Origin of the sequence: Sphingomonas aliaeris, assembly GCF_016743815.1 — a bacterium.
Lineage (GTDB): Bacteria > Pseudomonadota > Alphaproteobacteria > Sphingomonadales > Sphingomonadaceae > Sphingomonas > Sphingomonas aliaeris.
The window spans coordinates 2,822,172-2,838,214 of the sequence record NZ_CP061035.1 but is presented as its reverse complement, the minus strand read 5'-3'; the positions used below and the strand labels follow the sequence as shown (position 1 = coordinate 2,838,214).

The window sequence follows — 16,043 nt, the reverse complement described above, 5'->3', positions numbered from 1 at the left end:
CGCGTTGCTTACCAGTTCGCGCCTAAAACTGGCGCGATGTTTCATGATACCGCTCTCGCGCGCTCCGCTCAAGCTGCTGATACCCGACCGGAATCAGCGGTCAGCACGGGTTGCGGCCTTGTCGGTTTGGCCGGGTTGCTCGCCTGGGTTGCGATTGCGCGCTGGTACCGGATGGACGGTCCCTATGCCGCGCTCGTCAATATCGCGGCCTGTGGCATACCGATGATCTTGTGGTCGATATTGATCGACAAGGTGCATCGCAACCCTTCGACCGGTTTCGACTGGGACCACGCAGCGCCGTGGCGCGACACGATCGACGTCAGCCTGACCAAGTTGGCCGGTCTCTGGGCGACCTGGGCGGGCATCGCGGTGATCTACGCCACCGGCCGATTCTATTGGGAAGGCAACTTCCAGTTTTCGATGTGGTGTTTCGAAACCGTGATGCCGGTCCTGCTGGTCGTATCGATCCCTTATATCATCTGGCTGGACCGGCGCGCGATCGAACCGAAGGACGGATGCTGGGCATTCGGCGCGTGGCTGATCGGGCTGGACGAACCGGTCCGGAAGACCGCGATCCACGACCATCTGCGCAGCTGGGGCGTGAAGGCGTTCTTCACCGCCTTCATGCTGGCGATCGTACCGCCGGGGTTCGGGGAATTCGTTCGCGGCGATACCAGCCGGGTATTGGGCGATCCCGTCGCGCTGGCCAACTGGCTGATCACGTTCATGTTCGTGATCGACGTCGCGTTCGCCACCGCCGGCTATCTTCTCGCACTCAAGCCGCTCGATTCGCATATCCGCACCGCCACGCCCTATGCGGCGGGGTGGATGGCGGCCCTGATCTGCTACCCGCCCTTCATCCTGATGGCACCGGGCGGCCCGTTCGATTATCACCCCGGCACGTCGGAATGGTCCCATTGGTTCGCTGGGCATCCGGTGATCCTGACGCTGTTCGGCATCGTACTGGTCGCGCTGACGGCGATCTATGCATGGGCGACGATCGCATTCGGCTACCGCTTTTCCAATCTCACCAATCGCGGCATCCTGACGCACGGGCCCTATGCATTGTCCAGGCATCCCGCCTATCTATCGAAGAACCTGTTCTGGCTGATCTCGACCATTCCCTTCCTGACCACCGGGTCGCTGGTCGATGCCGCCCGCGCGACCGTGCTGATGGGCGTGGTCGCCGGCGTCTATTACTGGCGCGCGCGAACCGAGGAGATGCATCTCGGGCTCGATCCGGCGTATCGCGACTATAGCGAATGGATGGCACGGCATGGCCTGGTTCCACGCCTTGTCGCGTGGATGACGGGCCGGTCGCGCGGCTAGAACGTCAGTTCGTCATAGACCTTGGAAACATCGCCGCCCCAAACGCCGTGATACTTTTCCAGCAACACTTCGGCCGGCACCTTGCCCGACCGGACGACCTCGCGCAGCGGGTCCAGGAAGCCCGTTTCGTTGCTGCCGCTCGCGTCGAACCGTGCCCGTGCGGTCAGCCCGGCATTGGCGATGTCCAGCACCTCGCCGGCAATATCGCGCAGCGTTCCGCCACGCGCGATCGGTGCGTTCAGGCCAAGCTTCGGGACGGAATCGCGCAGCGCCTGCCGCTCCTCGATCGTCCAGTCCTTCACCACATCCCACGCCGCGTTTAGTGCGCTATTGTCGTACAGCAACCCGACCCACAAGGCCGGCAGCGCGCAGATCCGGCTCCACGGTCCGCCATCGGCGCCGCGCATCTCCAGGAACGTCTTCAGCCGCACTTCGGGGAAGGCGGTGGACAGATGGTCCGCCCAATCGTCCATCGTCGGCTTCTCGCCCGGCAGGACCGAAAGCTCGCCCTTCAGGAAATCGCGGAAGCTGTGGCCTGCCGCATCAATGTATCTGCCGTCGCGGTAGACGAAGTACATCGGCGCATCGAGCGCATATTCGGCATAGCGTTCGTACCCGAAGCCGTCCTCGAACACGAACGGCAGCATGCCCGTCCGCGCAGGATCGGTATCGGACCAGATATGGCTGCGATAGCTGAGCAAGCCGTTCGGCTTGCCCTCCAGGAACGGCGAATTCGCGAACAACGCGGTCGCCAGCGGCTGCAACGCCAGACCGACGCGAAACTTCTTCGCCATATCGGCTTCGGTTTCGTAATCGAGGTTCACCTGGATCGTGCAGGTGCGCAGCATCATATCCAGGCCCATCGTGCCGACGCGCGGCATGTGGCGCAGCATGATCGCATAGCGGCCTTTCGGCATGATCGGCAGTTCGGCCCGCGTCTTGTCCGGCCACATGCCGAGACCGAGGAACCCGATGCCGAACTTGTCGCCGATCGCCTTGATCTGCTCCAGATGCCGGCCGGTCTCGGCACAGGTCTCGTGCAGATTGTCCAGCGGCGCGCCCGACAGTTCGAACTGTCCCGCCGGCTCCAGGCTGACCGACCCGTCCGCCCCGGACAAGGCGATGACGTTCCCGCCCTCGATCACCGGCTTCCAGCCATAGCCTTCCAGCGCCTTCAAAAGGTCGCGGATTCCGCCTTTCTCTTCGTAACTTGGCGCATGATGATCGGACAGCGCATAGACGAACTTCTCATGCTCCGTACCGATGCGCCAGTCGGTCACGGGCTTCTCCCCGCGCGCGAAGCTCTCGATCATCTGATCGCGCGACTCGATGGTCGGCGACACGGTCTTTTGCACGGTCTTTGTCGTCATCGCCGCCATGTAGCCGCGCCCACGGAAGGGCGCTAGTGGCGCAGACGTGGCGATTGTCATGAAACGCGATAAAGGCCTGAACTTGCGCGCGTTTCGCTACCAATCGCCGCGCGCCGCCATCCACACGCTGATCGCCGCCGCCGCCGCCGTATCCGCGCGCAGGATACGCGGCCCCAGCGTGATGCCGACCGCGCTAGGATGCGCCTTGATCAAGGCGCGCTCTTCATCGTCGAAACCGCCCTCCGGCCCGATCAGGATCGCCGCCGCATCGCCACCCGCCCGCATCGCCTCCGCCGCCGGAACGCCGCCGGCTTCATCCGCGAAGAACAGGGTCCGCCCCGCCGGCCAGTCGCGCAGCAAGGCGGGCAGCTTCACCGTGTCGGCCAGTTCGGGAATCGCTGTGCGTCCGCATTGCTCCGCCGCCTCGATCATATGCGCGCGCAGGCGTTCCGCCTTGGGTTTGTCGACGACCGCGCGCCGGGTGACGACGGGAACGATACGCGCCACGCCCAATTCGCACGCTTTCTCGACCATCCAGTCGATCCGCCCCTTTTTCAGCGGCGCTGCGCACAGCCATAGGTCGGGCACGGCCTCCCGTTCTCGCAAACGTTCGGTGACGTCCAACGTCAGATCGCGCTTGCCCACCGCGCTCGCCACGCCCAGCCATTCGCCGGTCGCGTCGTCGAACAGCTTGACCGGATCACCCGCCTTCATCCGCATCACCGATACGAGATAGTGCGCTTGCGGGCCGTCGATGCGCAGTGGCCCGGCGGAGAGTTCGTGCCCCACGAACAGGCGCGGCGTGGATTGCGGGGGCCAGGCGGGGGTTGCGGGCATCGTGCCGCTGTAGCGGCAGCGGTCCGGCGAATCTACGCTCCGTGCCGTTCCCGATTTCAGCGTCGCCGCCGCCACGGCCAGCGCCCCAGCACCAGTCGTACGGCGACGGCAACCAACAGCAGTCCACCAAACACGATCGCGCCGATCTGCCCGGCGGCTTGCAGCATCGCCCAGAACAACGCCTCGAAAAAGCGCCCGACGGCAACCGACAGACCTACCATCGGACAAGAACGAACATACGCGACACCGCACCCAACCTAGCGCCCCGCAACGCTATGGCAAAGCGGCCTGTGCACTGTCATGGAGTGCGCCATATGACACCCGATACGGAATATCGCGGCCTCGTCCGCCTGTTGCCGAATGCCGCACGTCCGTTCGCGCTGCTCGCGCGCTTCGATCGTCCGATCGGATGGTGGCTGTTGTTCTGGCCCGGCGCATGGGGTGTCGCGCTTGCCGGCGGCGCGATCGACCGGTGGGATCTGATCCTGTGGCTGCTGGCCGGCGCGATCGCGATGCGGGGCGCGGGATGCGTCTATAACGATATCGTCGACCGCGATCTAGACGCGCAAGTCGCCCGCACACGCAATCGCCCGCTCGCCAGCGGCGCGGTCTCGCTCAAGGCCGCCTGGGTCTGGCTGGTGATCCTGTGTCTCATCGGGCTGGCGGTTCTGCTGCAACTCCATCTCTATTCGGGCATCGTCGCTATATTCAGCCTGGCACCTGTGGCGGCCTACCCTTTCATGAAGCGCATTACCTGGTGGCCGCAGGCGTGGCTCGGTCTCGTGTTCAGTTGGGCGGCGCTGGTCGGATGGAGCGATATCGCCGGGACGCTCACCATTCCCGGCCTGCTCCTTTATGCCGGGTCGATCGCGTGGGTGATCGGCTACGACACGATCTATGCATTGCAGGACCGCGAGGATGACGCGTTAATCGGCGTCCGCTCGTCTGCGCTGCGCATGGGCAATCATGTTAAAGGCGGTGTTGCCATCTTCTACGGCGTGGCGCTCGTCCTGTGGGCGGCGGCGTTCTGGCAGGTCCGCCCCGATCCGCTTGCGATCGTCGCACTGGCGCCGCTCGCCGTGCATCTGATGTGGCAGGTTCTCAGCCTCGACCTCGCCGACGGGGCAAGCGCACTCGATCGCTTCCGCAGCAACCGTTTCGCGGGCTTCCTGATGTTCTGCGCCTGCTTCGTCGTCGGAACGACGCTGTAGCGCGCCAACCCGGTTGCGCCGCCCCGCCTGCCAACCTAAGTCCCAAGCCATGCTGACCCCCGACCAAGCCCGAGACCGCGCCGCGGATATCGTTTCCCGCGCGCGCGCCGCCGGGGCCGACGCCGCCGACGCGGTATTTGCCGCCGATACCGCGCTGGACGTGTCCGTCCGCCTCGGCGCGCTGGAGGATGTCGGGCGGTCCGAGAGCGCCGAGCTTGGCCTGCGCGTGTTCGTCGGGCGTCAATCGGCCAGCGTTTCGACATCGGACCTGTCCGTCTCCGCGCTGGATGCGCTGGTCGAGCGCGCGATCGCGATGGCGCGGGAGGCGCCGGAAGACGAATGGGCAGGCCTCGCGCCAGAGGATCGCCTGCTGAAAGGCAACGTCCCGCAACTCGACCTGGACGACGGCGGCGAAGTCGAGCCCGCCGCGCTGAAGGAAGCGGCGCTTGAGGCGGAGGATGCCGCCCGCGCAGTCGCCGGCGTGACGAACAGCGAAGGCGGGGGCGCATCCGCCTCGCGCAGCATCTGGGCACTCGCCACCAGCCACGGCTTTGCCGGCGCCTATGCCGCGACCGGATACGGCGTCTCCGCCAGCGTCCTGGCGGGCGAGGGCGGGGCGATGGTCCGCGATTACGATCATCACAGCGCGCGCCACCGCCGCATGCTGGAATCCGCTGCGGACATCGGCCGCCGCGCGGGCGAACGCACCGTCGCACGGATCAATCCTGGCGTGGTGAAAAGCGGCACGATGCCGATCGTGTTCGATCCGCGCAACGGGGGGTCGATGCTCGGTCACCTGATCGGTGCGATCTCCGGCGCCGCTATCACGCGCAAGACCAGTTTCCTACTCGATGCGCTCGGCACGAAGATCTTCTCGTCCGCCGTCACGATCTCCGACGATCCGCACCGCCCGCACGGTCTTCGGTCACGCCCGTTCGACGGGGAGGGATTGCCCGTTTCCGCGACCGAATTCGTCACCGCGGGCATGCTGGAGACGTGGTTGCTCGACAGCGCATCGGCGCGGCAACTCGGGCTGGAGCCGACCGGCCATGCCGCCCGCGGCGTCGGCGGCAATCCGGGTGTGGCGACCAGTAACCTGTTCATGGCGGCTGGCGACATTCCGCCCGAAACGCTGATCGCGGACATCGCCGACGGCATCTACGTTACGGAGATGCTCGGCGGTGGCGTCAATGGTGTGACGGGCGATTACAGCCGGGGCGCCGCCGGCTTCCGCATCCAGAATGGCGAGATCACGACGCCGGTCGCGGAATTCACTATCGCAGGCAATGCGCGCGACATGTTCCTGAACATGACTCCCGCCAACGATCTGGAATTCCGGTATGGCAGCAACGTGCCGACGATCCGGATCGAGGGGATGACCGTCGCGGGCGCCTGATCCATCCGATCGCACCGCGCTCGCCGACCGGGTCGCGGCGATCGCGGCTGAGGCGGGAGCGCTTGCGCTCGCCAAATGGCGCACCGACTTCGCACGGTGGGAAAAGTCGCCGAACAATCCGGTCTGCGAAGTCGATCTGGAGGTCAACACGCTGCTGCGCGTTCGGCTTGAGGCGTTACTGCCGGATGCCGGTTGGCTGTCAGAGGAAACCGTGGACAATCCCGACCGGCTGTCGCGATCGCGCGTCTGGGTGGTCGATCCGATCGACGGAACGCGCGACTATATTCGCGGACGTCCCGGCTGGGCTATCTCGATTGCACTGGTCGAGGACGGCAGACCGGTCATCGGCGTTCTCGACGCACCCGCCCGCAAGGAAGTGTGGCGCGCCACGGCCGGGCAGGGCGCGACATTGAACGGCGCGGCGATCCATGCCGGCGATCGCAGCGAATTCTCCGGCGCACGCGTGCCCACGGATGCGCTGCCCAAGATCGACAGCGATCTCGTGCTGGTCGAAAAGCCCAACTCCATCGCCCTCCGCATCGCGATGGTCGCGTCAGACCGCGCCGACCTCGTCGCCACGCTTCGCTGGGGCCACGAATGGGACATCGCCGCCGCCATCCTGATCGCCGCCGAAGCCGGCGCGAGTGTCACAGACGCCCTGGGCCAGCCGCTGGCGTTCAACACCCCGTCCGCGCAGGCCTTCGGTGTCCTCGCGACCACGCCCGGCATCCATACGGCTGCGGTGGAAAGGTTGCGGGAGAGGGCGGAGCGGCTGTCGAAATAGGAGGGGGCCGTATTTTCACCCCTGCCCGTTCGCGCCCCTCGTCAGTTCGTTTCGAGGGAAGTCGAGAAACAGGCCTTCAGCCGGTGGCTAGGGTTTCTCGACTTCGCTAGAAACGAACGGAGGTGGAGCCGGCCTTCGCCCGGGTCGATGAAGGCGCGTGCTGCACGGGGACGGCCCCCGCCGCCCCCGCAAAGTCAAATCAAAGACCTCGGCACGTCTGGCAGAGCGGAAGCCCGCCAGATCCCGACACACGATTACGCGTCTCGATGTTATTGCCGACGGTGCACCGGTTGTCGTTGTGATGAACGCCAGTTCCGGGGAGTTTTGAGCGGAATGCTGCTACCTTAGCCACGTTTTCTCTCCTGTTGTACGGGAGCGAAACCTAGTCTCGATCACCCCGATACCGCAGGGTAACCTCGTCCATTATGGCGCAAACCGCCGGCTACGGGAGGCGCTTCAGTTCGACCCGCCCACTCCATCCTCGCGATACTTGATCTCAAGAAACCGCCCGCGTGTCGCCAGCAGGTTCAGGTCTCCTTCGGCCAGTTGCGCGGACATGCCAGCGATCTGGTCGTCGATCACCTTCAGCCCGTCCGCAAGCTGCTGGTCCGGCGTCTTGCCGTTGCGCTCGAGGCCGCGCAGCGCGATGGGCACGCGGGCATAGCCTTTGAGCAATTCCGGTAGTTGTTCGCCGACCAGCTTGCGGACCTCCGCCGCGGCGGGTTCCTGTTCGTCCAGCGTCTGGAGCTGCGGCGCAAGACCTTCCAGCCGCACCCCGATCCTGTCCACCAGCGTCTGTGCCGGTGCGGGCAAAGCGGGGCGCTGCGTCTCCAGCCATTGTTCGGTCTTCAGTGGCAATTGCTTCAGCGGCGTCTGCGCCAGCGCCTCGGGCTTCACGTCGGGCGTCAGCGGGAAGATCGCTAGCAGCAACGTCGCCGCAATCAACGCCCCCATCACCAGCATCGCACCGCCGATGCCCAGCGGCACGAACCATCCGACGACGATCGCCGCGATGACGATCGCGATGTCCGCCGCCGCGATCCGGCCGACGCGTGTCATGATCTCGGTACCTTGCCGCTTGCGCCGCCGTGCATTCAGCGATGCGGATCGTTCGCGCGTGCGGTCGAGATATTCGCTGCTCCGCGCGATCTGGCGATCGACGTCCGTCACCTCACAACGCCTCCAGCTTGAACGTCTCGCCGCCGGAACCGCTATTCTGCGCCGCACCCTCGGCCCGCGCGATATAGCCCTTCGACTTTTCGACCTCGTTGCCCAAAGTGTTGACTGTCGTCTTCATGCTGTCGAGCGCCTTAAGCTTGAACGTGTCGATCGCATCCATCGTGTCGTAGATGTTCTGGAACGCGCGTTGCAGCACTTCGATCGGAATGGTCGCGCTCGCGGCCTGTTCGTGGATCGATGCCGTCTGGCTCTTCAACAGCTTGCCGGTCGAATCGATGATCCCCGCCGTGGTCGTGTTCAGCGCGGTGATCTGTTCCAGCACCAGCTTCTGGTTCGTCAGCGCCTGCGCCACCGTCACCGCCGTGCGCAGCGCAGAAACGGTCGTGGTGGACGCGCGATCGACGCCCTTCACCAACTCGACATTGTTCTTCTTGACCAGATCGAGCGCCAGATACCCCTGCACCGTCACCGCCATCTGGGTCAGCAAGTCCTGCGTCCGCTGCCGGACATAGAAGAGCGCGCTTTCGCGGATCGCTTTCGCCTTGGCCGGATCGCTGTGATCCAGCTCGTTGGCCTTGTCCTCCAGCTTCGCATCCATTTCCTTGGACAGGACGATCATCTGTTCCAGCCGCCCCATCGCGGTCCACAGGTTCGCCCGCTCCACGTCGATCGCGGCATTGTCCATCAGCAGCTCGTCCTTGCCGCTGGTCAGCGACTTCAGGATCGAGGAGATGTGCGTCTGCGACGATTTGTAGCTGTCGAAATAGTTGCGCATATTGCTGCCGAACGGGATCAGCCCGAACAGCTTCTTCGGCGCGGTCAGATTGCCGCGCCGGCCCGGATCGAGGTCCTCGACCGTGCGGCGCAGCTCGGCCAGGTCTTTCCCGACTCCGCTATCCTGATCCATTGCCCGCGTCGGCCGGTCGAGAAAGCGGTTCGACTGGCCCGCCGCGTCGCGGATTTCCTTCTGGCCCATCGCACTGATCGCATCGACGCGCTTGCCGAATTCGGGCGAGTTCACGTCCTGCGCGACCAGATCGTCGATGAACGTCTTGACCCGCTTCTGCAATTCGTTGCGCTTGGCATCGTCGACCGGCACCAGTCCCACGGCCTTTTCGGGCGCGACGACGGGTACGGGGTCGGGCGGAGTCAGCACCAGATCGCTGGTCGCGGTGTCGGTCGCAGTCGTCGCCATCGTCTTCTCCATACGCTTCCCCGCTAGATGAAGGGGATTGGCGCAGCGTTCAAGTGTATCGTTCAACTAATACGCCTGTCGAGAGGTTCCGGGCGCCCGGTTTCGCCGGACGGTTCCGGCATCGTATCGACTGACCCCCTTCCCGCAACGCAACATTTGCGCTAGGGGCGCGCGCTACATCTCAAGCTAAAGCACCGGATACCCTTATGAGCCTCCGCAATGTGGCGATCATCGCGCACGTCGATCACGGCAAGACGACCCTCGTCGACCAGCTGTTCCGCCAGTCGGGTACGTTCCGAGACAATCAGCGCGTCGAGGAACGCGCGATGGACTCGAACGATCTCGAAAAAGAGCGCGGCATCACGATTCTCGCCAAGCCGACCTCGATCGAATGGATCGACGGCGCCGGCGTCGCGACGCGCATCAACATCGTCGATACGCCCGGCCACGCCGATTTCGGCGGCGAAGTGGAGCGCATCCTGTCGATGGTCGATGGCGTGATCCTGCTGGTCGATTCGGCCGAAGGCGCGATGCCGCAGACCAAGTTCGTCACCGGCAAGGCGCTGGCGCTGGGCCTTCGCCCGATCGTCGTCGTCAACAAGGTCGATCGCAGCGACGCGCGAATCCAGGAAGTGCTCGACGAAGTGTTCGACCTGTTCGTCAGCCTCGAAGCGACCGACGAGCAACTCGACTTCCCAGTCCTCTACGCATCGGGCCGCAACGGCTATGCGAGCAAGGACGAGAATGCCCGCGAAGGCACGCTGACGCCGATGTTCGAAACCATCGTCAGCCATATCCCGCCGCCCTCGGCCGATCCGGATGGCCCGTTCAAGTTCCTCGTTACTTTGCTGGACCGCGACAACTTCCTCGGCCGCATCCTCACCGGCATGGTTTTCTCGGGTTCGGTGAAGACGAACATGCCGATCCACGCGCTCAACAATGACGGCAAGATCGTCGAGACGGGCCGCGCGTCGAAGATCATGACGTTTCGCGGTCTGGAACGCGTGCCGACCGACGAAGCGCAGGCGGGCGACATCATCAGCCTCGCCGGCCTGACCACCGCGACCGTGTCCGACACGATCTGCGATCCCTCGGTGACCGAACCGCTGCACGCGCAGCCGATCGATCCGCCGACGCTGTCGATGCGCTTTGCCGTGAACGATTCGCCGATGGCGGGCCGCGAGGGCACCAAGGTGACCAGCCGCATGATCCGCGACCGCCTGTTCCGCGAAGCGGAATCGAACGTTGCCGTGAAGGTGACCGAAGCGTCCGACCGTGACAGCTACGAAGTAGCCGGCCGCGGCGAGCTTCAGCTGGGTGTCTTGATCGAGACGATGCGCCGCGAAGGCTTCGAACTCGGTATCAGCCGCCCGCGCGTGCTGTTCGCCGAGGACGAGGACGGCAACAAGACCGAGCCCTACGAGACCGTCATCATCGACGTGGACGAGGAATATTCGGGCACCGTGGTCGAGAAGATGAACGTCCGCAAGGCCGAGATGACCGACATGCGTCCCTCGGGCGGCGGCAAGACCCGCATCACGTTCAGCGCCCCGTCGCGCGGCATGATCGGCTATCACGGCGAATTCCTGTCCGACACGCGCGGCACCGGGATCATGAACCGCCTGTTCGAGAAATACGGCCCCCACAAGGGCAAGATCGAAGGCCGCAAGAACGGCGTTCTGATCTCGAACGGCGCAGGCGAAGCCAATTCCTACGCGCTTGGCCCGCTCGAGGAACGCGGCATCCTGTTCGTCGGCCACGGCGAGCAGCTGTATGAGGGCATGATCGTCGGCGAGAACGCCAAGAACGACGATCTCGAAGTCAACCCGATGAAGGCGAAGCAGCTCACCAACTTCCGCGCCAGCGGCGGCAAGGACGACGCGATCCGCCTCACGCCGCCGAAGAAGATGACGCTGGAACAGGCCATCGCCTATGTCGATGACGACGAAATGGTCGAAGTGACCCCCAAGTCGATCCGCCTACGCAAGCGCCACCTCGATCCGCACGAACGCAAGAAGGCGAGCCGCGCCAAGGTAGCGTAAGGCGGGTCATCGACCGAAATCAGAAGGGCGTCCGGAGCGATCCGGGCGCCCTTTTTGCTGAGCAAGGCCCTGACTATCGGCACGCCAGCAGCTATTTCAATCCTGAACCACCTTCCGTTCGTTTCGAGCGAAGTCGAGAAACATGCCTCAGGTACCGGGAGCGGTTTCTCGACTTCGCTCGAAACGAACGGGGTAGGGTAGGCGAGCCCCCGGCACTCATTCAACGCGCTCCCCGACGATCACCCGCCCATCGCCACGATCGCCGCCCATTCCGCCTCGGTAACCGGCGACACCGACAACCGCCCCTGCCGCACCACGGCCATCTCCGCCAGCGCAGGGTCAGCCTTCATCGCCGCCAGGGTCACCGGCACCTCCAGCGGAGCCACGGGCGCGATTTCGACCGAGACCCAGCGTGGTTCGTCCCCATCCTGTCGCGCGGTACTGGTCACCTGGGCGATGCCGACGACCGCTTTCGCCTTGCCCGAATGATAAAAGAACGCCCGGTCGCCCACCTCCATTGCCTTCAGGTGCAAAGCGGCGGCGGGGTTGCGGACTCCAGTCCACTCGGTGCGTTGCTCGACGACGAGATCGTCCCAGCCATAAGTTTCCGGTTCCGATTTCAGCAGCCAATATGCCATGCGCGTTCCGTCCTGTGATCCGTTCGGAATTATCGACCTGTCCGGTCGCCATGACAATCTCGCCTGCGTCGCCCGCCGCCTGAACCTGCGCTAAACATCGCATTCCGCGCCCGTTCAGTCCGGCAAGTGTAACGATTGCAACAAGCTAGCCGATTCCCGCGTTGTTCGCACAGGATCAAATGGCTTGCTGGCATGAGGAGTATGAACATGAACAGCGTGATCAAGAAGGCCGGCCTGGGCGTAGCCCTCGCGGCAACCGCACTGACCGCCGCGGCACCCGCCGATGCGCAGCGCTATCGCGGCGATCGTTACTACCACCGCGGCGGCAATGGTACCGGTACAGCAGTCGTCGCGGGCATTGCCGGTCTTGCGATCGGTGCAGCACTCGCGTCGAACAATCGCGACCGTTACTATGATCGCGGATATCGCGGCGGCTATTACGACCGTGGCTATAACGGCTATTACGATCGCGGCTATTATCCGCCGCGCGGCTACTACCGCGATCGTGGCTATTATCGCGGAGGCGGCGGTTATTATCGCGACTGCCGTGTCGAGCGGCGGTGGGACCCCTATTACGGTCGCGGCACGCGGGTTCGCGTCTGCTACTGATCCGATGAGGACGGCGCCGGAGCGATCCGGCGCCGTTCTTCGTTTTAGCCTATGGCATCTGGCGTCCGCGCGCATTTTGCGTCAAAGGCACGCCCCATGACCGACACTCCCCCAGATCGCCTGTCCTCCAACCCCCGCAGCCCGTTCTTCGACGAAGACAAATTGGCGCGCGGCATCGGCATTCGCTTCAACGATCGCGAACGTCACGATGTGGAGGAATATTGCATTTCCGAAGGCTGGATCCGCGTCGCGCTCGGCAAGAAGGTCGATCGCAAGGGCAATCCGCTGACGCTGAAATATAGCGGCCCGGTCGAGGCGTGGTACGAACACCCGGCCGACGGCGCCGAAGAGCCGAACGAACAGTAAAGCCAAACCAGCCACTCCGTTCGCCCTGAGCCTGTCGAAGGGCTGCATTCTTCTCGCCGCGCATACGCCGCTCGAAAGGGCAGTGCTTCGACAAGCTCAGCACGAAGGGGGTGGTTCTATGACGCTATCGCCGATCAGTGGACGAAGCGCGCCACCACGTCGCGGTACGAGCGCGATACCTTCACCTGCGCACCCGATCCGAGCACCAGGAAGCATTCGCCATTGGTGTGCGGCTTCACTTCCTTGACGAGATCCAGGTTGACGATCGTCGACCGGTGCACGCGCTGGAACCGGCGCGGGTCCAGCCTTTTCTCCAGATCCTTCATCGTTTCGCGCAGGATCAGCGTGTTGTCGCCGGTATAGATGCACATATAATCGCCGGCCGCGTCGATCCGCTCGATCGTATCGACGTCCACGCGGAATATCTGGCCGCGATCCTTGATGTTGATGAGCTTCTCGAACCGGTTCGATGACACCTGGTCGCCGCCATCGGTGATGTCGCCCACGCTGTCGGGGGCGACTTCGGCCAGCACTTCCTTCAGCCGATCGACTTCCTCGACGCCGCGCTTTTCGGCCAGGCGCTGGCGCACGCGTTCGATCGTGTCGGCCAGCCGCGCTTCCTCCACGGGCTTCATCAGATAATCCACCGCCTGCGCCTCGAACGCCTTCAGCGCATGATCGGAATAGGCGGTCACGAAGACAAACAGCGGCGGTTCGACCTCCATCAATCCCTGCACGACCGAGAAACCGTCGAAGCCGGGCATCTGGATGTCGAGGAAGACGAGATCGGGCTTGTGTGTCTTGATCGCGCGGATCGCCTCGCGGCCGTTCTGGCACTTGTCGATGATCTCGACATCTTCATGCGCGGCAAGGCGGAGTTCGAGGCCCTGGATCGCCAGCGGCTCGTCATCCACCAAAATCGTTCTAATCGTCATGCAACCTCTCTTGTCGGTTCCCGCGCCGGCTCGTCGAGCTGGAACGGTATCTCGATTTCGACCTCATACCCGCCGCCTGGTAGCGAGCGTGTCTCGAAACTGTGATCGGGGCCGTACGCCTGCGCCAATCGCTCCCTGATATTGGCAAGGCCGACCCCGGTTGAAAGGGATGGACGCGCTTTCGTTTCATTCAACCCCGGCCCGGTGTCGGATACGGCGATCTGCACGCGATCTCCGCTGAGCCGCGCTATCACCGCGATTTCCGCGCCTTCCTCTTTGGGAGTTACGGCGTATTTGATCGCGTTCTCGACCAGCGGCTGGAGCAGCAGTGACGGCAATCGCGCCTTTTCGACGCGCATGTCGATCTCGAAGCGCGGCCGCAGCCGGTCCTCGAAGCGCATCTTCTCGATTTCCAGATACAGCTTCAGCGTCTCGACCTCCTGCTGGATCGTCACGTTCGCAGTCGGCTCGTTCGCCAGCGTATAGCGCAGGAACGAGGACAGCCGCATCAGCATCGCATTGGCGCGCTCGGTCTGCTTCAACAGCACCAGCGTGGAGATGGAATTGAGCGTGTTGAACAGGAAATGCGGGTTCAACTGGTACCGCAGCATCGCCAGCTGCGCCGACGACGCCTGGTTGCCCAATGCCTGCAGCTGGTCGATCTGCTCCTCGACGATCAGGTAGAAATTGATCCCGAAATACAGCGCGGACCAGCCCGCCAGCACGGTGAAATTCAGGAAGACCGTGCCGAGCACGAGGTTCAGGTTCAGCCCCGGATTGGCCAGCTTGATGAACGAGAAGGAGAAGGCGTCGAGCACCGAATAGAGCAATGTCGCGATCGCGAGCGTTATCATCGTCAGCAGGATGCCGCTGATACGCGGCAATCCGCGATACACGCCGTACAGCGTCGATAGTAGCAAAGTGATGCAATATCCGACGATCGATTCGATCACGACCGGGATGATCACGTCCAGCGATGGCCCGTTCGATATGCTCGAAACGCTGCGCAGGATCAGATAGCCAGTCCACCCCGCCGCCTGCAGTCGCCAGAATGCCCGGCTTTTCTGTTCGAAGAAGGGCCGGGTGAAGAGATCGGGCTTCTTCAAAGCCGGGCGGGGCAGGGCTGGCATGCGCCGCGTCTTACAGAAGGGGGCCGCAGAGCGCAAAGTCTGGCCCGCACGTCCGTCCGGCCTGATCCCGACAAACAGCAAAAAGCCGCCGGCCTTTCGGCGGCGGCTTGATGGATTGACGGGGGTGGATCGTCAGGCGGCGGACGCGATCCTGATGCTGCGGCGGCGCGTGCGCAGCGCGGCGCCGACCACGCCGAAGCCGGCGATCATCATCCCCCACGTAGCCGTCTCGGGAACTGCCGCGGAAAACGAAGCCTTGAGCCAGGCGTCGCCGAAGTTGCATTGTTCGCCACAGTCCCAATTTCCGCCGAAAGCGTTGGTATTGGTGAACACGAAGCTTCCGCCGGAATAGGTCGTGTTGGCGACGATCGGCATCATCGTTCCGAAGGCATTGTTCGGCGCGCCGTCGACGGTCAACATGGCGACATATTGCGTGTTGGGCGCCAGTTTCAGGCCCGTCGTGGAAAACACGTATTCGCGGTCGTCGCCGATGCTCGCCTGATGCGATGCGCTGGTGAAGAGCGCAGGGCCGGTAACGCCGCTGCCATTCCACTGGTAGATGTACGATTTGAACTGGAAGTTCTCGGACGTCATCTTGGTCAGGAACATCGAATAGGAATTGAGCATCGCATCGGTACCGACCTTGAAGGTCTGGCCATAGGTCGTGCTGCCGCCATAGCTGCCCAGTTCGAACTTGGCAGCGCCGTGCGTCGTATTGATCACGGTCGCGGCAAAGGCCGGTGCGCCGGCCAGGATGGCAGCGGAAAGGATAGCGCTGGTAATGATCTTCTTCATAGTCTTTTTCCTTGACCCCGCCGAACAGCGATCATGCGTCGTCATCAGCAATCGACGTGCCAAGTTAAGAATCCAGCGAGTCTCGGTGGTAAACGGCGGCGAAACCTTTGGTTAATGTAAGATCTTCTTACAGCCGCTCGCTGCGTGGACTGGTAAAGACCGGTGGGGCTTCGGCGAGGGCGAGCGACGCCCGATCGTCATGCCCAGTCGGTTATCGGCATATTCTA

16 protein-coding genes are annotated in these 16,043 nt (G+C 63.7%); 7 read left to right on the top strand and 9 right to left on the bottom strand.

Features of this window, described 5'->3' with window-relative positions; genetic code table 11:
• Positions 1–36: 36 nt before the first annotated feature.
• Positions 37–1,329, top strand: coding sequence for a methyltransferase family protein (locus tag H5J25_RS13330; protein ID WP_202091724.1), 1,293 nt, complete (start codon positions 37–39; stop codon positions 1,327–1,329).
• Here H5J25_RS13330 and H5J25_RS13325 read toward each other — a convergent pair.
• The 3 genes from H5J25_RS13325 to H5J25_RS13315 all read right to left on the bottom strand — a co-directional run bounded on the left by H5J25_RS13325 (position 1,326) and on the right by H5J25_RS13315 (position 3,757).
• Positions 1,326–2,699: a glutamate--cysteine ligase gene (locus tag H5J25_RS13325; RefSeq protein ID WP_202091722.1), complete on the bottom strand. Its 1,374-nt coding sequence runs from the start codon at positions 2,697–2,699 to the stop codon at positions 1,326–1,328. The two genes, H5J25_RS13330 and H5J25_RS13325, sit on opposite strands and share 4 nt — an antisense overlap.
• Positions 2,700–2,795: 96 nt before the next feature.
• Entirely contained in the window at positions 2,796–3,536 is a 741-nt protein-coding gene (locus tag H5J25_RS13320) for a 16S rRNA (uracil(1498)-N(3))-methyltransferase (RefSeq protein WP_202096373.1), read from the bottom strand.
• Between the two features lie 56 nt (positions 3,537–3,592).
• Positions 3,593–3,757 (bottom strand): hypothetical protein, encoded by a 165-nt coding sequence (locus tag H5J25_RS13315; RefSeq protein ID WP_202091720.1) that lies wholly within the window; start codon positions 3,755–3,757, stop codon positions 3,593–3,595.
• A gap of 93 nt (positions 3,758–3,850) precedes the next feature.
• Between H5J25_RS13315 and ubiA the strand changes: the two genes are divergently transcribed.
• From ubiA to H5J25_RS13300, 3 genes are read left to right on the top strand one after another with little or no spacing between them, the layout of a single operon-like run.
• Positions 3,851–4,747 carry a 4-hydroxybenzoate octaprenyltransferase gene (gene ubiA / locus H5J25_RS13310; RefSeq protein WP_202091718.1) on the top strand — a complete coding sequence of 299 codons (897 nt, stop codon included), beginning with the start codon at positions 3,851–3,853 and terminating at the stop codon, positions 4,745–4,747.
• 49 nt (positions 4,748–4,796) lie between these two features.
• The gene (locus H5J25_RS13305) at positions 4,797–6,143 is read left to right on the top strand and encodes a TldD/PmbA family protein (protein WP_202091716.1); all 1,347 of its coding nucleotides are present in this window, start codon (positions 4,797–4,799) and stop codon (positions 6,141–6,143) included.
• Positions 6,144–6,183: 40 nt separating this feature from the next.
• A complete protein-coding gene (locus H5J25_RS13300; protein WP_202096372.1) occupies positions 6,184–6,927 on the top strand; it encodes a 3'(2'),5'-bisphosphate nucleotidase CysQ in 744 nt (247 codons plus the stop codon).
• A gap of 456 nt (positions 6,928–7,383) precedes the next feature.
• Here H5J25_RS13300 and H5J25_RS13295 read toward each other — a convergent pair whose 3' ends face one another.
• Together H5J25_RS13295 and H5J25_RS13290 are read right to left on the bottom strand one after the other, a co-directional pair.
• Entirely contained in the window at positions 7,384–8,097 is a 714-nt protein-coding gene (locus H5J25_RS13295; protein WP_202091714.1) for a hypothetical protein, read from the bottom strand.
• A gap of 1 nt (position 8,098) precedes the next feature.
• Entirely contained in the window at positions 8,099–9,301 is a 1,203-nt protein-coding gene (locus tag H5J25_RS13290) for a toxic anion resistance protein (protein ID WP_202091713.1), read from the bottom strand.
• A gap of 206 nt (positions 9,302–9,507) precedes the next feature.
• On the opposite strand from H5J25_RS13290, the gene typA reads away from it, so the two are divergent.
• Entirely contained in the window at positions 9,508–11,343 is a 1,836-nt protein-coding gene (gene typA / locus H5J25_RS13285; protein WP_202091711.1) for a translational GTPase TypA, read from the top strand.
• 239 nt (positions 11,344–11,582) lie between these two features.
• Here typA and H5J25_RS13280 read toward each other — a convergent pair whose 3' ends face one another.
• Positions 11,583–11,981: an EVE domain-containing protein gene (locus H5J25_RS13280; protein WP_202091709.1), complete on the bottom strand. Its 399-nt coding sequence runs from the start codon at positions 11,979–11,981 to the stop codon at positions 11,583–11,585.
• Positions 11,982–12,188: 207 nt separating this feature from the next.
• Here H5J25_RS13280 and H5J25_RS13275 point away from each other — a divergent pair, with 207 nt between their 5' ends.
• Positions 12,189–12,590, top strand: a complete 402-nt coding sequence (locus tag H5J25_RS13275) for a hypothetical protein (protein WP_202091707.1) — start codon at positions 12,189–12,191, stop codon at positions 12,588–12,590.
• Positions 12,591–12,686: 96 nt separating this feature from the next.
• A complete protein-coding gene (locus H5J25_RS13270; protein ID WP_202091705.1) occupies positions 12,687–12,956 on the top strand; it encodes a DUF3297 family protein in 270 nt (89 codons plus the stop codon).
• Positions 12,957–13,090: 134 nt separating this feature from the next.
• Here the strand turns inward: H5J25_RS13270 and H5J25_RS13265 are convergent, their stop codons facing one another.
• The 3 genes from H5J25_RS13265 to H5J25_RS13255 all read right to left on the bottom strand — a co-directional run bounded on the left by H5J25_RS13265 (position 13,091) and on the right by H5J25_RS13255 (position 15,816).
• Entirely contained in the window at positions 13,091–13,891 is an 801-nt protein-coding gene (locus H5J25_RS13265) for a LytR/AlgR family response regulator transcription factor (protein ID WP_202091703.1), read from the bottom strand.
• Positions 13,888–15,021 carry a sensor histidine kinase gene (locus H5J25_RS13260; RefSeq protein ID WP_202091701.1) on the bottom strand — a complete coding sequence of 378 codons (1,134 nt, stop codon included), beginning with the start codon at positions 15,019–15,021 and terminating at the stop codon, positions 13,888–13,890. The genes H5J25_RS13265 and H5J25_RS13260 overlap by 4 nt, the downstream gene beginning before the upstream one ends.
• Positions 15,022–15,153: 132 nt before the next feature.
• Positions 15,154–15,816, bottom strand: coding sequence for a PEPxxWA-CTERM sorting domain-containing protein (locus H5J25_RS13255; RefSeq protein ID WP_225883111.1), 663 nt, complete (start codon positions 15,814–15,816; stop codon positions 15,154–15,156).
• Positions 15,817–16,043: the final 227 nt, after the last annotated feature.

Coding starts and splice junctions, on each gene's coding strand:
- H5J25_RS13330 (WP_202091724.1), top strand. CDS start 37: ATGTTTCATGATACCGCTCTCGCGCGCTCCGCTCAAGCTGCTGATACC.
- H5J25_RS13325 (WP_202091722.1), bottom strand. CDS start 2,699: ATGACGACAAAGACCGTGCAAAAGACCGTGTCGCCGACCATCGAGTCG.
- H5J25_RS13320 (WP_202096373.1), bottom strand. CDS start 3,536: ATGCCCGCAACCCCCGCCTGGCCCCCGCAATCCACGCCGCGCCTGTTC.
- H5J25_RS13315 (WP_202091720.1), bottom strand. CDS start 3,757: ATGGTAGGTCTGTCGGTTGCCGTCGGGCGCTTTTTCGAGGCGTTGTTC.
- ubiA (WP_202091718.1), top strand. CDS start 3,851: ATGACACCCGATACGGAATATCGCGGCCTCGTCCGCCTGTTGCCGAAT.
- H5J25_RS13305 (WP_202091716.1), top strand. CDS start 4,797: ATGCTGACCCCCGACCAAGCCCGAGACCGCGCCGCGGATATCGTTTCC.
- H5J25_RS13290 (WP_202091713.1), bottom strand. CDS start 9,301: ATGGCGACGACTGCGACCGACACCGCGACCAGCGATCTGGTGCTGACT.
- typA (WP_202091711.1), top strand. CDS start 9,508: ATGAGCCTCCGCAATGTGGCGATCATCGCGCACGTCGATCACGGCAAG.
- H5J25_RS13280 (WP_202091709.1), bottom strand. CDS start 11,981: ATGGCATATTGGCTGCTGAAATCGGAACCGGAAACTTATGGCTGGGAC.
- H5J25_RS13275 (WP_202091707.1), top strand. CDS start 12,189: ATGAACAGCGTGATCAAGAAGGCCGGCCTGGGCGTAGCCCTCGCGGCA.
- H5J25_RS13270 (WP_202091705.1), top strand. CDS start 12,687: ATGACCGACACTCCCCCAGATCGCCTGTCCTCCAACCCCCGCAGCCCG.
- H5J25_RS13265 (WP_202091703.1), bottom strand. CDS start 13,891: ATGACGATTAGAACGATTTTGGTGGATGACGAGCCGCTGGCGATCCAG.
- H5J25_RS13260 (WP_202091701.1), bottom strand. CDS start 15,021: ATGCCAGCCCTGCCCCGCCCGGCTTTGAAGAAGCCCGATCTCTTCACC.
- H5J25_RS13255 (WP_225883111.1), bottom strand. CDS start 15,816: ATGAAGAAGATCATTACCAGCGCTATCCTTTCCGCTGCCATCCTGGCC.